This is a genomic window from Paenibacillus sp. XY044 (assembly GCF_002257645.1).
Lineage (GTDB): Bacteria > Bacillota > Bacilli > Paenibacillales > Paenibacillaceae > Paenibacillus_AQ.
Map to the genome: position 1 here is coordinate 668,747 of NZ_NQMO01000002.1, position 16,294 is coordinate 685,040.

The following is a 16,294-nucleotide window of genomic DNA, read 5'->3' on the forward strand; positions in this document are numbered from 1 at the left end:
AAAAGAAGCATTGGAGAAGCTAAATTAGCGTCTCCAACACTTCTTCGGGTATCAAACGGGATTAGAATTGACCAGCCAGTTGTTGTTCAGCCAGGGTCACCAAACGTTTAGTGATAAGTCCCCCGATCGAACCGTTCTCATATGCAGTCATGTTGCCTTGGTATCCGTCTTGTGGGATGCTGATACCCAGTTCTTGAGCGACTTCATATTTCAATTGGTTCAGGGCTGCGGTAGCTTTAGGTACTACCAGGTTGTTGGAGTTGTTGTTAGAAGCCATTGTTGTTCACCTCCTCGCTGTTTGTAAATGTATTATGTCTCGAAGCTCAAAAGTTCATTACTCTTTTTGAAAAGTTTTTATTGGAAATTTAATACATTTCGGCGAGGCGGCAGGATAATCCCTGACGGGATAAGGGGGCGTGTTTTTTTGGTCCCTGTGAATGTTCTTGATTTGTTCTATATACACCGTGATTTGCAAAGGAAGGGAGTTTACCATGAAATGTCCGTACTGTGATTATGCCGGCACCAAAGTGCTGGACTCACGGCCCGCCAACGAAAATAAATCGATCCGCCGCAGGCGTGAGTGCGAGAAGTGCAGCCGGCGCTTTACCACGTTTGAGATGGTGGAGGAAACGCCGCTGATGGTCATCAAAAAGGATGGAAGCCGGGAAGAGTTCAGCCGGGATAAAATCCTGCGCGGTTTGATTCGCGCATGCGAGAAGCGCCCGGTATCCGTGGAGCAGCTCGATATGATCGTCTCCGAGGTGGAGAAATCGCTGCGCAACACCGCCGTAGCGGAAGTGGAGAGCCGCCAGATCGGCGAACTGGTGATGGAGCAGCTGTATCCCGTGGATGAAGTGGCTTATGTTCGCTTTGCGTCGGTTTACCGTCAATTTAAAGATATCAACATGTTCATGAAAGAGCTGAAAGGGCTGCTGTCCAAAAATACGGTGGAGGACTAGCCGTGCAAGAGGAATGCTGCTTAGCCGAGAATGCAACCATCTTAAAGAGCAAAAGGGCCTTCCAGGGCCTCTTTTGCTTTTAGCGGTGGTCACGGTTGCAGAAGGATGAAGGGCTGGCGTTAAACGCCAGAAGCTTTTTTGATTTTTTTGTTGACACATGAATAAATATTTGATAAATTATAAGAGTCGCTGATACATAATAAATCAGTAGAAAAATAATAAGGGGCCTTAGCTCAGCTGGGAGAGCGCATCGCTGGCAGCGATGAGGTCAGGGGTTCGATCCCCCTAGGCTCCATAGAAGAAAACCCTTGGAAATCAAGGGTTTTTTGTTTTTTTATTTTCAATTTGGCTTAATAAAATTTGAAGTTGGGGACGAATTGGGGACAAATGTTTATTATTACCTCTTTAATTTCCCTTAAGGTTACAAAACTAAAAAGCGCTCGAATTAAGCGCTTAGAATCTTGGAACAAAGTAACTTATTGGAATAACTAATTTTTATTGATCAATCTTTGAGTCATTACCTTCATGAGAAATAATTGTATTAAAAGCATCTGCAGCAAGCTTATCTGCTGACTGAAGCGCATGTCCATAAATATTCATTGTTGTTCTAATATCTGCATGTCCTAGCCTGCTTGAAATTGTTTTGGCGTGGATACCTTGATTAATAAGTAATGTTGCAGATGTATGTCGTAAGTCATGAAAACGAATTGGTTTGAGTTTTTTTCTTTTGATGAAACGTCGAAGCCATGTCCCAGGAACTGTATGATAATATGGTTTGCCATTCCATGTTGAGAAAACAAAAAAGTGATTATTCATTCCTTCCCATTTATCACCTGCCTGTTCTTTCATAAAAATGGCATGATTTTGGTAATTCTTTAAATCGTTAATCAAGCCGATTGGTACTGATACTTTTCGTATTGAATTCCTGGTTTTTGGCATCTTAATTACATTTTCACCATTGACATAACTCAACGATTGCATAACATCGATTACACCATCTTCAAGATTTATATGCTGCCATTCAAGGGCTAACAATTCTCCCCGACGTAAACCCGTGGTAAGGGCCAGAATTATCATCATTCTCCAATGAATTGGTTCGTCATGTAATGCCTTTATTAAGAAGCTCACCTCATCTTCGTTATATACCTCAACATTAGATGGTGAAATTTTTGGCCGCTTAACTGACGATACGGGGTTGTCCTTAATAATTTTCCACTCAACAGCACGGTCAAGGACATCTTTCAAGATTCGGTGAATAAATCGAATAGAAGTTGAAGATAAACCACCGTTTTTACCATCCTTCCGTGCACCTTCCTGTTCAAGATCCTTTAAAAAACTAACAATATGTAAGGGTTTGATTTCATTTAATTGCTTACCTCCGAACACTGGGAGAATATGATTTTTTAACATATGGGAGTAATTTTCAATAGTTTTAAGTTCCAAATGTTTATTAGCGTACTTATGCCTCCATTCCTCTATAAAACTGGAGAAAGTCATTTTTTCTGGGGCAATATATTCCCCAGCTTCAACTTCAACCTGAAATTTGGCTAACTCCTTCTCTGCTTCTCTTCTCCCTGTTGCTTTAATTGTCCTAGAGCGCTTTATTCGTTTTCCTTCCGTGTTATACCCTGCCTCAACAATCAATCGGTATGAGTTTTTCCCTCTCTTTTCTATACTAGCCATGCATATCACCTCTAATAGCTTTATATAGGAAAGTATTATCAAATAAATTATTTGGAATACTCAAATTCCCTTATTTTCTTTCGTTTAATTTGGGGATTTTATTTGAACAAATATCAAAAAGAAGTAATTAGTCTTTTAGGTCAGAATAGTACCGTTTATTTTGCTGGTGTCCGATATGGATGCTAAAGAAGCTGAATTATCAGTTGTAATTAAAAGGAAAACAAGCGAACAAACAAAAGGTATAGACTCTTATGTAAAATTACTTTCCGAGTTTATTACACAGGATAGACATGTCTCTGATGACATTAATGTTAATGAATAAACATAATAATTGGTATCTCTACCTTGGAATTCAGAGTCAAGGTGGCGCTGGTAATATGGACTTCCAGGGCGTCTTCGGAACAATCATTTTCTTAATGCTTCCAGAGCTAAGTAAAAGCTTCTTACTAATGGCACAACTACAGGAAATAACATTAATAGAGCTTTATCCTAGTGTTAATATTGATGGTATCTTCATAACTATTATAAAAAGGAGCTCAGATTAGTCTGAGCTCCTTTGACAGATTACGTGAGAGTCAACAGCAGAAGAGGGTATTCTGGCGAAGGTTAATTTGTAGAAGTAAAACCAAAAACTAAGATATTCCAAGAGTATTTTCATTATCCTTTCGAAATAAATCATAAAGATACCCACGTTTTACTAACAGTGATTTAAAAGATCCATGTTCAATTATTCTTCCCTTATCAATTACAATGATTTCATCATATATAGAAAGAATGTTTTGATTTAATTTATGAGTAATACTTATAACCGTTGCATCAATATTTAATAAAATATCTTGTTCAATATTTAACGAACTATCTATGTCTAGTGCGGCTGTCCATTCATCTAATAACAATATATTTTTCTCGTGGTATAAAGCCCTAGCGATTCCTATTCGTTGCTTTTGGCCACCAGAAATATTTTTTGCATCTTCTTCAATGATTGTATCAATACCCATTGGTAGTGATGTTATAACATCTAACAATCCTGATTTATTAATTATAGAATTAAATAAAGTTTCATCAAAGGCTTTATTTAAAGTAATGTTATCTTTAATGCTTTTATTAAATAAATAAATATTTTGTTGTACCAATGATATATCATTACATATAGATTTAGTATCTATGGCTTTAATTGATTTATTATCAATATAAATATCACCTGTGTAATTATTATAATAACCAATAAGAAGCCTAAACAATGTGCTCTTTCCAGAACCGCTTTTGCCAACTATTAAATATTTTTTATTTTTATAAAATTGGAATGAAAAATTATTTAAAATCTTCTCTTTTTCTAAATATGAAAAAGAGACATTTTTAAACTCAATAACATTATGAAAATAATCAGCCTTCTTTCGCTCGATTTTATAATTATTTTGAGTAATTATCTTTAATAATTTTTCATTTATAATTTTAGAACTTTTAATAAGCGTTATTCGTTGTACTATGGCTTGTAAAGGATAAGTAATTCCATTACTTAATTGAATTACTGCGATAAGACTTCCAGCAGATAGAGTTCCAATAATTACGAAATACCCTGAAATAATAATACTTATAACTAGAGTTGAAATTCCCAATGTTGTAGATATTCCGGAAAATATAGCTTGGAATTTTAAGAATTTTAGTCTACTTAGCTCAAGAGTCATGTTTACATTTTTGACTTCTTTTTTTGTTTTGTCTTCCATATTGTATGAGTGGATTGTTGAGTAACCGTCTAATTGATCTTTTAATATTTTTGTATAACTTGAAAAATTATCTGAAACAATATTTTGGAGTTTTTGTAACGGTTTACTAAATAAGTACGGTACTAAAAATAAGAGTAAACCAGAAATAAGTAAACTAATAGTTACCCAAGGATTAATATATAATAGTACAGCTATTGTCAGTATGAAAATAGTAATATCACCAATCAACTCAATATAGGAGGAAATATACTGATTTTCTATGATATTTACATCATTTGTTAAGTAAGATATGTAACCTGCTGTACCTGCTTCATTAAAAGAATTATAATCCCTAGATATTAAACTATTAAAAATATCATTCTTATACTCTGCCATTGATTTTTTTAAGAAGTATGCTTTTGCTACGTTTTTCAAATACTCAATTATCCCAAAACTAAGAAAATAGAAGCTAGTAAATAATATATAAGTAAAAAAACCTGTCATATCTTGAGTAGTAATATAGTCCACTAATTTTTGTAAAACTATTGCGATATATACTTGCATCCCTGAAGATATTAACCTTAATAGCACCGTAATTAATAATGAATACCTATATTTCAAAAAGTATTTATACAATAGATTCACCACCTTATAAATTATTTGCTCCCAGAATATTGGGCACTTTATGAGGTATTCTTTGGAATATAGGAACTGCAAATTTAAATACTTTTAGCTCATTTTCTGGAGCTTTTCTGAGAATTGATGGTGAAGAACCATATAAACACTCATGTGAATCGTTCGGTTATTATAAAAGCTCATGAAACGATCTAAAGAGTGAAGCGCCTCTGAAAAGCAATATGCTGATTAAAGCATTTTTTCGTTCGAGGATACTTGTAAAAGGATTCAATATAGGCATTCTTATATTCGTGTCCGATTTGATGTCCGCATGTGAGATTAATACATCACACCTCTCGCAAAATACTCGAAATTATGGCTTTAAACTGTCGGGCCGTTGTCGGTACGGATCATGAGCAACGTGTTTAATTACCTCGCTTCATCGCTTTAGTCTTCAGCAGATCATCGGTTCTTGATTCTTTGCCACGATATTGTCCAGCCACATTCCTGTCATATACGTTAAATACTGGCATGCGTGGAAATAACGCTGCTAGCCCCATTATATAGCTGTATTTGATATCCATTTATGGCACAAGAGAAAGCGTACGCAGAGCATGCTGGTTTGGATACCACTCGTAAAGAACCTGAAGTACGTGCATTAACTTCCTACACTTCACTTTTTTATTAAAACAGAGGAGGGCAGACATTATGGTTAAATGGCTGGTTTTAACGTTAGTGGTCATATTTGTTGCAGCTTACGTATCATTTAGTATATGGATTACCAATGACACCAAAGTTATTTTAGTGAAAGCTGTGAGTGGAGATAATGATTATACTGAATATATGAATAATGAAGCATACCAGAAAATTAATCCAATCAAACGTGTAATGACCGATGAGAGTTTTCATTATGACGAGAAACAACATAAAATCGGATTTGTTCTACCAATGCATTTGAGCAAGTGATTTTAATATTTCCATGAAACATGGCCGTCTATTTATGGATGGTCTTATTTTTTGAGCCGAATTAATACTTAAGCATGTAATGGCCGCTGTATACGCAGTCCTTGGGGTACTTGTTGTCCTCGGGATTGTGAGCAATCAAGAGGCGGGCAAAGGCTATCCTGATAAGGACAAGAATTAGGAATGATGAAGACCCTGTTGATTATGTTTTTTGTTTGTATGTAAGAACCATTTATCTATAAGTGGCTCATAAAATCTCTTTTATGAATTAAGGTGCAGCCCGCTTTCGAAGCGGGCGTTTTCATTAGGAAAAAAATATTAAAAATATACAAGCGCCTAAGCAGAGATATGACTTTACCCATATGATATCAATATTTTTGATAAGAGGGAGGTACTTTCATGAGCGACGTCAGAGGTGTTGGATTTGGTGCTACCCTAATAATATAGGTGTTATCTTGGTGCTCTTTATTCCATTGGTAATTATTTTGAAAGCATTTTGTTCGTAACACAAAGACCCTGCTGGTTACTATCGGCATGGCATTTATCTTTTACACAAAGGTTTAGTTTTTCATTTTGCTCTGTTTGAAAACAAGGGGCACTCTTAAAGTAATAAATGGAACTCCAAGAAGAATAAAATCAAATATCAAGCGTATTAACCCATTCCTAAATAATGGAACATACATATTGTAATATTAACTTCTGGCAAAGGAGGTACATGTATGAGCGATGGTGTTGTTGGTGGCGTAGGTTACGGATACGGCTTGCACAACAATGTTGGTGCTATCCTTGTGCTCTTTATTCTGCTGGTAATTATCTTGTCGACATTTTGTTGGTAATAAAGAATAAGGAACGAGGAATGACGAAAACCCTGTTGGCTATTAGCTTGCAGGGTTGTTTTTTTGATTCATTCTAATTATAGTCCGAAATTAAAAATGAGTGTTTGCCCTTGATATCTTCGCCCTTACCAAAAAGTTCAGCAATCCATAAGATATGATGTACTCTAAACTAAAGGAGGGCGTACTCATGAGTGAAGTTGTAGGCGGAACAGGTTATGGTTATGGTGGTCTTGGTACCAGCACTGCAGCTATATTAGTCCTGTTCATCTTGCTGGTTATCATAACTAGATCTTTCTTTTTCTAAGTAAACAACATTTTTTTAACCCTGCCAGCTTTGTGCTGACAGGGTTAAATTGTTTTTGGAGCATTTGAATAACCTCTGCATATAATGAAATGCTGCCGCAATTACTTGCTCTTCTCCATTCTACAGATGTATCACTCTTTATCCTTCCGAAATATCCATCCCGTCTGTAGGGTGGGATATTCTAATTATCTTGTAATAATAAGACCCTGCTGGCTGTGTGTTGGCAGGGTCTTTACTATTTTACTTTATGTATTTTATTTTATCCAGCAGAAAGCCTGATGGATCAGGCTTTCTGTTATTTATTTAGGAGAAATTGTGTCATAAAAAAAGCACAAATGTGCCTACATTGTAGGATAATGACACAAAAATGCCTACATCCTGATGTCCGGCCGTATTCACTGGAAATGGCTCATTACAAAAATTCCTCACCAGTTTTGATTTCAAAAAAATCTCCTCTTTGCGAGGAGATTCAAGAGATCAGATTAAGGTAAGCGCGAGCAGCGTGAACAGGCTTAATGTTAAAATGGAGTTGCGTGATCCGTCTCTTCGATCTGTCTCCAAAAACACGTTATCACGATCCACTCTTAGGATTCTTCCTTCGTGTATACATCCGTCTCTTGTCCAAATGCGGACTCTCTGGTTCATGCATCGCATGCAGTCATGATAGGCTCCCATCTCATCACCCCTTTCTTTGACAAAGCATCATATGAACGCGTTGGACAAAAGGTCACGGCAGTTATACACTCAACAATGAATGTGATTGACGTTTGTGATAGTAACGAAGCAGTTACCCGTTCAGGCTAACGCGCTTTACTACAAGTTATGCAAAGAGGGAAAAGATTTGCCTGTATACACAAAGTGATATTTTGTAAAATAAAGACAACATTTTGGGACGCGCCGTTATACAATTTGAAAGCATTGGTATAGCAAAGACCCTGCTGGCTTAAGTACTGGCAGGGTCTTTTTGTCTAGCAGCATTTTTGAGTATAGTATGAAAATTAAAATCAATGTTTGCCCTTGAGAATTTTGCCTTTACCAAATCCTGACTAAAACATAAGATACCATGTATTTTAATTTTAGGAGGTAGTGTGGGATGAGTGACGAAGTAGGCTATGGTGGTTTCCGCAATAATATGGCAGCTATCTTGGTTCTGTTCATTCTTCTGGTTATCATAACTCAATCTTTCTTTTTCTAAGAAAACAATAAGTAAGTAATAAAGGTGGGAGTGGAGAGAGGAGAAGATATGAGCGAGTTTCTGGAGTTTAATCGCCGTGAGGAATTTGAGCCCCACGATGTGAGTATATAACCTATTAAGAATGCCCAAAATGGGGAGGTAAGCACCTTGCTTTTCCACTTCCCGGCCGCCCTTTTTGGGCGGCCTTTTTGTTTGACCATTAATAGCGACGCTAACCAGGGAGGAATATTCGATTTCGCTGAACCGGCTGCGTCGAAACCTTCTCGCCCTGATAGCAGGCAACACACAGGATATTAAGGACCTGGAAGATCGCATGTAGCAAATTGAGAAACAGTAAGCCAAACGGCCACGTTGGCATGATAGCTGACGTGGCCGTTTGTTTATTGAAGTTGCGTTAATCGCTCTCACATACTCAATCTCAGAATATGGCACCCTCACCGGACCGTCCGCAGTCCTAATCTTCGCTGGATCGGGATCCCCGGATAACTGAGCTTTACCCACGATCAAATCATCGTTTTAAGCTTTACCGTGACTATGCGCATATGCAGCGGCAGTTCTTAACTCCTCAACCATTACATTCCCTCACTAATTTTTTTGTAATACGCCTTTTAAAAACCGAGGTTATATATGTTGTAGATCCTCAGTAATTATCTGACCCGGCACAATAAAATGCCGAACATGGAGCAGCTTGAGACTATGGCCGGCAAACGTAAGGATAAAATCATTTCGTCACTGAAGGAGCTCGAAAAGCAGGGATACATCCGCTGGGAAAATAAATCATCAGTGGAACACGTTGTGATTTTGGAGGCGTGGGAGAGAGGGGCGGCCCCTATCAAAAAGCCCTAACGTTAGCCGCGGGGCCGATTACTGGACTATGTATTAATTAGGAGGTTAAACCATGAGCAAGAAGCTGACCGATAATAGATTTTTGACAGTTCACGTATGATGTTGCCGCAGTTATGCAAAGATGGGATGGAATGATTCTTATTCCAAACTCCGTGATGAGCTATTGAGTTTAATATGATCCTGAGATAGTAACTCATGGTTAAGCAAATTGAGAACAGTAGTTCAAAACAACAAAAACAGCAGCCGGCAAGTAATTGGTTGCTGTTTTTGAAGGGCGAAAGTCTTGTCAAAGGAAACACCATCTTGAGATAAGCACGGAGGGACTGCGATTCCTAAAATCTATGGTTATTATACATTCACGATTATTTTGAATTTCATATTGGTCGAAAACTTAGAGATGATTTTGCTAATCCGTTCCTAGTGGTGTATAAGTTAACACGTTCCGCAAAATGCCTTACTTAAGATTAACCCGCAAATATGATAATTCCCCAGTCTGCAGCACAATACTTACTTCATTACCGCTGCAAGGAATCGAGTGAACGACTTCTTCCAACGGGTTTACCAGGTAGGCATCCTCGACTTCCTTATCTATTACGGTAAAAGTATACTCGGACGGATCGGATCCGACATTTCGCAGGGTCAGAATGAATCCATTTCCATCTATAGCCGGTTTCATGTATTGCAAGACGACCGTGCCGCTTGACTGTCCAAACCACTGCCCTTCTTCCTCCCTTTCACACATCACCGCCGCGTTAATGGCTATAGGGTCCGCTGCAGCAATGCCCGCACGATATGCCTCAACAGGATCAAATTGTTCAAATGGACTTAGCTCATAGCGGAAAAGGACATCCCCAGGTTGGCTAGCCCAGAAATTCGTATCCCAATAATTGTTCATGGCCCATGCCAGCAATAGCGGATTTTCTTGACGTTTGATCTGCTCATTCTCCTTGCCGAAATGAAAATCACCTACTTGAACGAGCGGTGCGTCTGGACATGCTAGTGTGATCCCCTTCTGTTTATCATAGATGGAAACCGTTTGGTCGACGGTCACCCAATCCCGACACGCGGTGCCAAGCTGTTCCCGATCAAGCTCGACGGGCAAACCGGCCGTATCATAATGGGCACGCCAGTCTTTATCCATCCGTAAAGGGAAGGCAAAATAGATGGATTCGGGCGTTCTGATATCCGATTTATTCATTGAAGCAGTAAGACTAATTCTAGGATGGATTGCGGAAAAAGTTATCCGCTGCTCCAGTCGGGAAACTCCCGGTGCTTCAAGCTGTACGACGTACGTAACTGAATCCATGGTTTGTTCGACCGAATAAGCTTTCAGCCGATTGGCGCCGACACGTTTCGATTTCCATTCATGGTTCCAGACGGAAATGCTGTGGTTTCCTTTATCGACATCACGCGGGAAGAAGGTGTCCCGGTGCTCCTTGTTGTGACGCCCATCCACTGTTTCCTGCACAAATTCAAAAAACGTCCAAGGGCTCTTTTCATCAAGCATCTGCCAACTACGACTCTTATCGAACAACTCAACAATTCGTCCAGTAACAGGGCTATATGTCATCCGGTAAAATGGTGTTTCGATCGTCCCTTCAGTCACCGATATGCTGTCCGATGATGTGTTCAGCCGAGCTTCAAGCTGGCCCATCGGAATCTTTTTCCACGAGAATGGCGCGATCTCAACGGTTCCATACGATCTAAAGTTTTGGTCTTCCTGCGCATAGGGCAAGAAGTCCATTATACGCAAAGCGGCAATATGACGATGATTGCCGAAGTAATGCTCAGGCACCTTGACCTCAACATGCTGTGTTTCACTTGATGTGTTGACCAGCATAACGCCATCAGGCTTGCCGGATTGCTTCGGATTTCCTGCTGCCGCTTCCAATTGCTTGGAGAAAACGTATGTAGACAGGTCTGCTGCCTTGTATGCCATCTCTTTCTTATGCAGCTGCTCCGCTTGTGATACCGGAAGATCAGGGATGTAAACTGAGGCCCAAGAACCCCAAGTGTGCTCATCATAGAGCAAAGACTGCTCGAATGCCTCTTTTTTCACTTTCTTATATTGCAGGTTTGGCGCCCCTTGGATCGCTTCCAGGAATTCAGCCTTCTTCAAGCTTTGCTTCGTTTGACGACTGATCTTGGTTTCTTTCGCCGAGCTTCCCGCACCGAAATTCCAGTAGTCCGTCCAATCCCCTGAATGAACCGGGATTTGCTCTTGCGGAATCTGCTTAACCCGCTCGAGAAGCATTTCCGGTGTTGCAAAAATAACCTTGTGGCCATGCCCCTCAGCATTGTATCTGCTGATCAGTGACAACAAATTCGGGTCCGGGCAGTTATTATCATATTGCGGAGGATTCGTTGCCGTTAAATACACAAAATCGTACGGATAGTCATTTCTCTCCAACCAATCAAGGTATTCCTGGATCCCTTGAGCCATCAGCTTCGTATCATCTTGATTTGTGAAGAAGAACTGACTGAAAAGAGAGTAATGCTCACCCAAGAAAGTCAAAAGCTCTCGATTGTCAGGGGTTTTCCAGTTAAATGCGGAAGGGCGCGGCAACGGAATTCCCCCAAAGTGTACATTAATCCCCGTGATATAAAACTCGATACCTGCATCGAGTAATATTTGGCTAAGCGGCCATGGCTGCCCGTTAACATCATGATTAATTGCGCTTTTTACGGAAATGCCATACTTCTCCCGCAGCTCACGAACAGGATGCAGCATCCGCGCAAGCTGATCCGCTGATACTAGCGGGGTAGTGTGCATAGGAAGTGCTGCAATACTAAGCTGTCCATTGTTCACCAATCGGCGGAAATCTGCAACTTGCTCCTCGGTAGCTGTCTCCAGCCATTGCATCACCGGATAAGTCGCCTCGCAGGTCCAACGGAATTTCGCATCCTCTGGCTCATTCTCCGATTGGAGGCAAAGCTTGATCGCTTCGTCAATATAGTCTTTCTGCAGCTCCAGCAATAACGGCTGGGGATGTGTGTAACCAATATCCAGGTGACTATGGTGCAAACATAATATTTCTTTGATTTTCGCCATTCCTGTCACGCTCCTTTGATTTTATGCATTCGTCAACCTTCATCTTTGTTCATGATGATTGAATCTCTTAAGAAGTGTATCAAGTACGGTTGTCTTCGTATTTACAGAAACGTATATCTTTTATACAATCGTCATACATATTTTCAAAAAGAAGGAGAGGGTCGTGATAGATTTTGCAAATCTTCATCCTTACGTATACAACGCCAGCCGATATCTATTTTCCAAAGGCCAGAATAGCATATCGCGTGTTTGCTACGCTTCATCGCTCTATCTGATCAGCGAGGGGAAAGGCATGGTTCACTTTCGAGGAGAAGATCACCCGGTAGGCCCCGGTTCGCTTGTATATATGCCGCCTGGTCTGCTTCACGACTGGTATGCCAATCAGGAACAGCCGATGATTCATTATTGCTGTTACTTCGATTGGAAGCATATTGATCGTCGAGAAGCCTTTTTGACGCCGAACATGATCTGTTTCGACACTTCTCAATTGCAGTCATCGTTAATTGGGCCTTCGTTTCCTGTGCCGATTCCCGAATATATGACGGTGGGCAAGCTACAGATTTGGATAGATTGGTTTGAGACTTTTTTTATAAACAATGAATACACGAACGAGCGCACGTATTACAGGGGGTTGAAGATTCAGTCCAATTTTCAGCAGTTCATGGAGTACTTTCTCACTTTCGCCCTCAAGAAGAAAAATATCCCTGATCCACGAGTGCTCAAGATCTTGGAACGACTGGATCATGATTTGATGACCGGCAACGTTAAGCCGCTTGAGTTTTATTTTCGAGAACTTCGCATCAGCCGCGGCTATTTTTTTGAACTATTTCATCAGGCAACCGGGTTATCGCCGATACAATATATGAATCAATTCCGAATAAACCGCGCCAAAGATGATCTACGGTTCTCTAATATAAGCATCACGGAGATCTCTGAGAAATACGGCTTCTCGTCGGTTCATTATTTCTCTAAATTATTCAAGCAGTTAACAGGGATGCCGCCGAAAGAGTATCGTGAAGCGTATATAAGAGAGGAGATTAGGTAGGCAATTCCTCGTTACTAAACGAGCGAGGATTACACTAACGGGACACGATAGTTTTATCTTCAAAAATCAATCGGATTGTTTAAGCCAATCTCTGTAGGGATGTTACACAAGGTTAACGCACGGATGCGGTGGTACAGAGGATTATTTATTGCAGTGGAGAAGATATGGAAGGTATTGAATGATTTCTCTTGAGGGGGGGATTCAAATGAACACCACATCAAAGAGTAAAACACTTGTTAATACTGTAGTTCAGGTTAGACTGCCAGTTAGAAATATCGATGAATCCGTTGCATGGTATGAACTGAATTTCGGCTTTACACATTGCTGGAAAACTGAAGAAGAATCGGACCTGAAGCTTGAACCAGGACCCTATTTGTTTTTAAAACGAGTAGAACAACCCATTCCAGTCCATATTGTATCGGACGGAAAACCCTATGCGGTACTTTGTATAAAAACATCTGATGTTTTTGAATGTTACCAAAGATTCCTCGATGCAGGTGAAGAAGTAACGGAAATAACGTATACTTGGGGAATTGATCGATTCCCTGAATTCAACGTTACAGACCCTTCAGGCAATGTTATAAATGTAGCGAACTATCCCGATTTACATATTAATGGCTTTTGAGCTATCGGTCCGCGTTTACCAAACGGCGTGATTGAAAGTTTTCACGTAACCGATTCAGAGGGCTATCTTATCATCATTAAAGATTGTTAATTTGGTATTCAGCTTACGGGAAACGATAGCTCAATAAAGATATTTGAAGGCAGCCGATCAATAAGACCGGCTGCCTATTTCTAAACTAATGGGCTGGATAGTTTAAGATTATGTACGACGCCTTATAAAAGGTCATGATATGCAATCTATTTCTAAAGAGCCCGGTGCGGGAAATGCGTACGCCGGGTTCTGTGGGGGTTCGGGCCACCATTTAGGTGGCCATTTCTACCCGGAGTCGGTTACTCAATTTATGGGTAGTTTCCTACCTGATTTTTATGCAAGGCCCAGTAGGCCCCTGTTGTATTACGAATATAATTTCGGTATATCAAGCATGATGTAGTATAATTTAAAAAAAGACAATGGAGAGTTAAAAGATATGACGGAAAAGAAAGATAAGAAATTGAACCGGTACGTTCTTACAGAAGAGCTGTATGACATATTGAAGCAACAAATTTTGTCCCACAGGATGGCGGCCGGAGATAAAATAAATATCGATAGCTTGTCTCGGGAACTTGGCGTAAGCAATATTCCGATTAGAGAATCCTTGTCCCGTCTGGCTTCGGAAGGGTTCGTAACGCTAATTCCGTTTAAGGGGATGTACGTTGCCGAAATGAGTTTGAAGGACATCGACGAAATTTTTGAGATTCGAAGTCAACTCGAAGATTTGTCGATACGCAAATCGATAACGCATATTCCGCCCCATAGGCTTGAGGCTGTTCTTGAGGACCTTCTATCCCACGAACCGGGGCGAGGGGAAGTAGACCGGGAAACCACAATCTTTAAGATGAATGGCGACTTGCACGGCACAATTCTACATTACGCGAAGAACGAAAATTTGAAGGACATGGTGACAAGCCTGATTCAGCGCATCCATCGATATCTGAATGATACGCGTTGCAACATTGATATGGAAGCCGAAAAGATCGAGCACGAAATCATTGTCCGTGCGCTTCTTACGCGCGATACCGAACAGGCTGCAGAGGCAATGCGTAACCATTTAAGGAACGCTCACGAAAGACTTCGTATCAATTTCGAGAAATAAATAGGGTTAAGTGAATCAGATCGAAAAGCCGGCCCAAGTTTATTTACACCTAAAATCATGTATGATATATTAAAATCGTACATGATATTGTAACCGCTTTATAATGAATATGGGGGGAGAACCATTGCCAATTACCTCCTTGAAAGTGGCCTTAATAGACGGCCCCATGTATGGGCCACTCTATCGGAGCCTTGAGGTATTCGAACAAAGATCAGGAATTGCCGTTAACGTCGCATTCAAAGGCACGCATCCGCAGTTGAACGCATTGCTGAAGGAAGCTTTCGAAACGAAAGAGAGTCCTTTCGATCTCGTGTCCACGCATTCGAAATATGCGCCTTCCCAAGCGGAGCACCTGCTGTCGTTGGATCCCTATTTCGACCAGAGCGCTCTGGCTGATTTCTCTCCGACCCTGGTTGAACTTTGCCGGGTTGGAGGGAATCTGAAGAGCATTCCTCGAAACTTTGATGCCAGATTGCTGGTGTATCGTTCGGATCGCCTTGCCGAACTGAACATCGGCGTACCTGAAACCTGGGAAGAGTTGAGTGAAGCGTCACGCAGGGCTAAAGCGGCGGGCTATACCGGATTGGTTTACCCGGGCAAGGGGTCAGGACTGTTCGGCACTTTCTTCGAACTGCTGTCCAGCGAGGACGGCAAGCTGTTCGACGAGCGGCTCCAACCGGCGTTCAACAGCGCGGCTGGCCTTGCGGCGTTACAGCGGCTGCGGGAGTGGTATAAAGAAGGATTGACTCCTGAAGGTCTGCCGGAGATGGAGTACGACGAAGTATCGGCCAACTTCCGCAACGGGGACAGCACGTTCGTCACGGATTGGCCGGGCTATTTCAGCCTGTTGACCGATCATGCGTCTCCGTTGGCCGGGCGCTTCGACTTGGCATTAACGCCGGCGGGCTCGCAAGGCAGACGCGCCGTCTACTGCGGCAGCCATTCGTTCGCAGTTCTTGCTGGAACGCGGCATCCGGAACAAGCTGTGCAGTTGCTGCGTCATCTGACCTCTCACGAGAGCCAGCTCTTCGATGCGCACCACGGTCATGTGCCGGTCAGAACGTCGGTAATGGACAAGCTGAAAAAAGCGGCGGCCGAGGATGCATTGGAAGCACGCAGGTTGTCTCTATTGGAGGAAACGATTCTTACGAGCGTGGTCATTCCTCCGAAGTTCCCGGAATATCCGCTAACGGAAGACATTCTCTGGCAGACTTTTCAAAGAGCAATCGTCGGTCGTCTCGAGCCGCAGGAGGCGCTGGATAAGGCGGCCTTCGAAATCGGCAAGGTAGTTGGAGCGTACAGGTAAACGATTTTGGATAAGGAGGTCGGCGAATCT

Annotated in this window: 14 protein-coding genes and 1 tRNA gene; 9 read left to right on the forward strand and 6 right to left on the reverse strand. The window is 41.2% G+C overall.

Features of this window, described 5'->3' with window-relative positions; genetic code table 11:
• Positions 1-61: 61 nt before the first annotated feature.
• Positions 62-277, reverse strand: a complete 216-nt coding sequence (locus tag CJP46_RS11475) for an alpha/beta-type small acid-soluble spore protein (RefSeq protein ID WP_094595725.1) — start codon at positions 275-277, stop codon at positions 62-64.
• A gap of 214 nt (positions 278-491) precedes the next feature.
• Between CJP46_RS11475 and nrdR the strand changes: the two genes are divergently transcribed.
• Positions 492-959: a transcriptional regulator NrdR gene (gene nrdR, locus CJP46_RS11480; RefSeq protein WP_076170449.1), complete on the forward strand. Its 468-nt coding sequence runs from the start codon at positions 492-494 to the stop codon at positions 957-959.
• Positions 960-1,181: 222 nt separating this feature from the next.
• Positions 1,182-1,254, forward strand: a tRNA-Ala gene (locus CJP46_RS11485).
• 200 nt (positions 1,255-1,454) lie between these two features.
• Here the strand turns inward: CJP46_RS11485 and CJP46_RS11490 are convergent.
• On the reverse strand, positions 1,455-2,642 hold the full coding sequence (locus CJP46_RS11490; protein WP_094595726.1) for a tyrosine-type recombinase/integrase: 1,188 nt from the start codon (positions 2,640-2,642) through the stop codon (positions 1,455-1,457).
• Between the two features lie 632 nt (positions 2,643-3,274).
• Positions 3,275-4,981, reverse strand: coding sequence for an ABC transporter ATP-binding protein (locus CJP46_RS11500; RefSeq protein ID WP_094595728.1), 1,707 nt, complete (start codon positions 4,979-4,981; stop codon positions 3,275-3,277).
• 687 nt (positions 4,982-5,668) lie between these two features.
• Between CJP46_RS11500 and CJP46_RS11505 the strand changes: the two genes are divergently transcribed.
• The 3 genes from CJP46_RS11505 to CJP46_RS36160 all read left to right on the forward strand — a co-directional run bounded on the left by CJP46_RS11505 (position 5,669) and on the right by CJP46_RS36160 (position 7,063).
• Positions 5,669-5,926, forward strand: coding sequence for a hypothetical protein (locus tag CJP46_RS11505; RefSeq protein ID WP_094595729.1), 258 nt, complete (start codon positions 5,669-5,671; stop codon positions 5,924-5,926).
• Positions 5,927-6,642: 716 nt separating this feature from the next.
• Positions 6,643-6,759, forward strand: a complete 117-nt coding sequence (locus tag CJP46_RS36835) for a YjcZ family sporulation protein (protein WP_208837088.1) — start codon at positions 6,643-6,645, stop codon at positions 6,757-6,759.
• Positions 6,760-6,946: 187 nt separating this feature from the next.
• The gene (locus CJP46_RS36160) at positions 6,947-7,063 is read left to right on the forward strand and encodes a sporulation protein YjcZ (protein ID WP_143812959.1); all 117 of its coding nucleotides are present in this window, start codon (positions 6,947-6,949) and stop codon (positions 7,061-7,063) included.
• Positions 7,064-7,540: 477 nt separating this feature from the next.
• On the opposite strand, the gene CJP46_RS37070 is transcribed toward CJP46_RS36160, so the two are convergent.
• The 3 genes from CJP46_RS37070 to CJP46_RS11520 all read right to left on the reverse strand — a co-directional run bounded on the left by CJP46_RS37070 (position 7,541) and on the right by CJP46_RS11520 (position 12,156).
• Positions 7,541-7,738, reverse strand: coding sequence for a hypothetical protein (locus CJP46_RS37070; RefSeq protein ID WP_094595730.1), 198 nt, complete (start codon positions 7,736-7,738; stop codon positions 7,541-7,543).
• Between the two features lie 268 nt (positions 7,739-8,006).
• Positions 8,007-8,417: a hypothetical protein gene (locus CJP46_RS37390; RefSeq protein WP_094595731.1), complete on the reverse strand. Its 411-nt coding sequence runs from the start codon at positions 8,415-8,417 to the stop codon at positions 8,007-8,009.
• Positions 8,418-9,558: 1,141 nt separating this feature from the next.
• Positions 9,559-12,156, reverse strand: coding sequence for a glycoside hydrolase family 38 N-terminal domain-containing protein (locus CJP46_RS11520; protein ID WP_094595732.1), 2,598 nt, complete (start codon positions 12,154-12,156; stop codon positions 9,559-9,561).
• Between the two features lie 163 nt (positions 12,157-12,319).
• Here CJP46_RS11520 and CJP46_RS11525 point away from each other — a divergent pair, with 163 nt between their 5' ends.
• The 4 genes from CJP46_RS11525 (at position 12,320) to CJP46_RS11540 (ending at position 16,264) form a co-directional block, all read left to right on the forward strand.
• A complete protein-coding gene (locus tag CJP46_RS11525; RefSeq protein WP_256992300.1) occupies positions 12,320-13,201 on the forward strand; it encodes a helix-turn-helix transcriptional regulator in 882 nt (293 codons plus the stop codon).
• Between the two features lie 205 nt (positions 13,202-13,406).
• Positions 13,407-13,826 (forward strand): VOC family protein, encoded by a 420-nt coding sequence (locus CJP46_RS11530; protein ID WP_143812960.1) that lies wholly within the window; start codon positions 13,407-13,409, stop codon positions 13,824-13,826.
• A 466-nt stretch (positions 13,827-14,292) separates the two neighbouring features.
• Positions 14,293-14,958 carry a GntR family transcriptional regulator gene (locus tag CJP46_RS11535; RefSeq protein WP_094595734.1) on the forward strand — a complete coding sequence of 222 codons (666 nt, stop codon included), beginning with the start codon at positions 14,293-14,295 and terminating at the stop codon, positions 14,956-14,958.
• A 124-nt stretch (positions 14,959-15,082) separates the two neighbouring features.
• A complete protein-coding gene (locus tag CJP46_RS11540) occupies positions 15,083-16,264 on the forward strand; it encodes an extracellular solute-binding protein (protein ID WP_167527037.1) in 1,182 nt (393 codons plus the stop codon).
• Positions 16,265-16,294 lie beyond the last annotated feature (30 nt).

Excerpts from the sequence above, each read along its gene's own strand:
- CJP46_RS11535 (WP_094595734.1), top strand. The coding sequence starts at position 14,293 with ATGACGGAAAAGAAAGATAAGAAATTGAACCGGTACGTTCTTACAGAA.
- CJP46_RS36835 (WP_208837088.1), top strand. The coding sequence starts at position 6,643 with ATGAGCGATGGTGTTGTTGGTGGCGTAGGTTACGGATACGGCTTGCAC.
- CJP46_RS11490 (WP_094595726.1), bottom strand. The coding sequence starts at position 2,642 with ATGGCTAGTATAGAAAAGAGAGGGAAAAACTCATACCGATTGATTGTT.
- CJP46_RS11520 (WP_094595732.1), bottom strand. The coding sequence starts at position 12,156 with ATGGCGAAAATCAAAGAAATATTATGTTTGCACCATAGTCACCTGGAT.
- CJP46_RS37070 (WP_094595730.1), bottom strand. The coding sequence starts at position 7,738 with ATGGGAGCCTATCATGACTGCATGCGATGCATGAACCAGAGAGTCCGC.
- CJP46_RS36160 (WP_143812959.1), top strand. The coding sequence starts at position 6,947 with ATGAGTGAAGTTGTAGGCGGAACAGGTTATGGTTATGGTGGTCTTGGT.
- CJP46_RS11505 (WP_094595729.1), top strand. The coding sequence starts at position 5,669 with ATGGTTAAATGGCTGGTTTTAACGTTAGTGGTCATATTTGTTGCAGCT.
- CJP46_RS11530 (WP_143812960.1), top strand. The coding sequence starts at position 13,407 with ATGAACACCACATCAAAGAGTAAAACACTTGTTAATACTGTAGTTCAG.
- CJP46_RS11475 (WP_094595725.1), bottom strand. The coding sequence starts at position 277 with ATGGCTTCTAACAACAACTCCAACAACCTGGTAGTACCTAAAGCTACC.
- nrdR (WP_076170449.1), top strand. The coding sequence starts at position 492 with ATGAAATGTCCGTACTGTGATTATGCCGGCACCAAAGTGCTGGACTCA.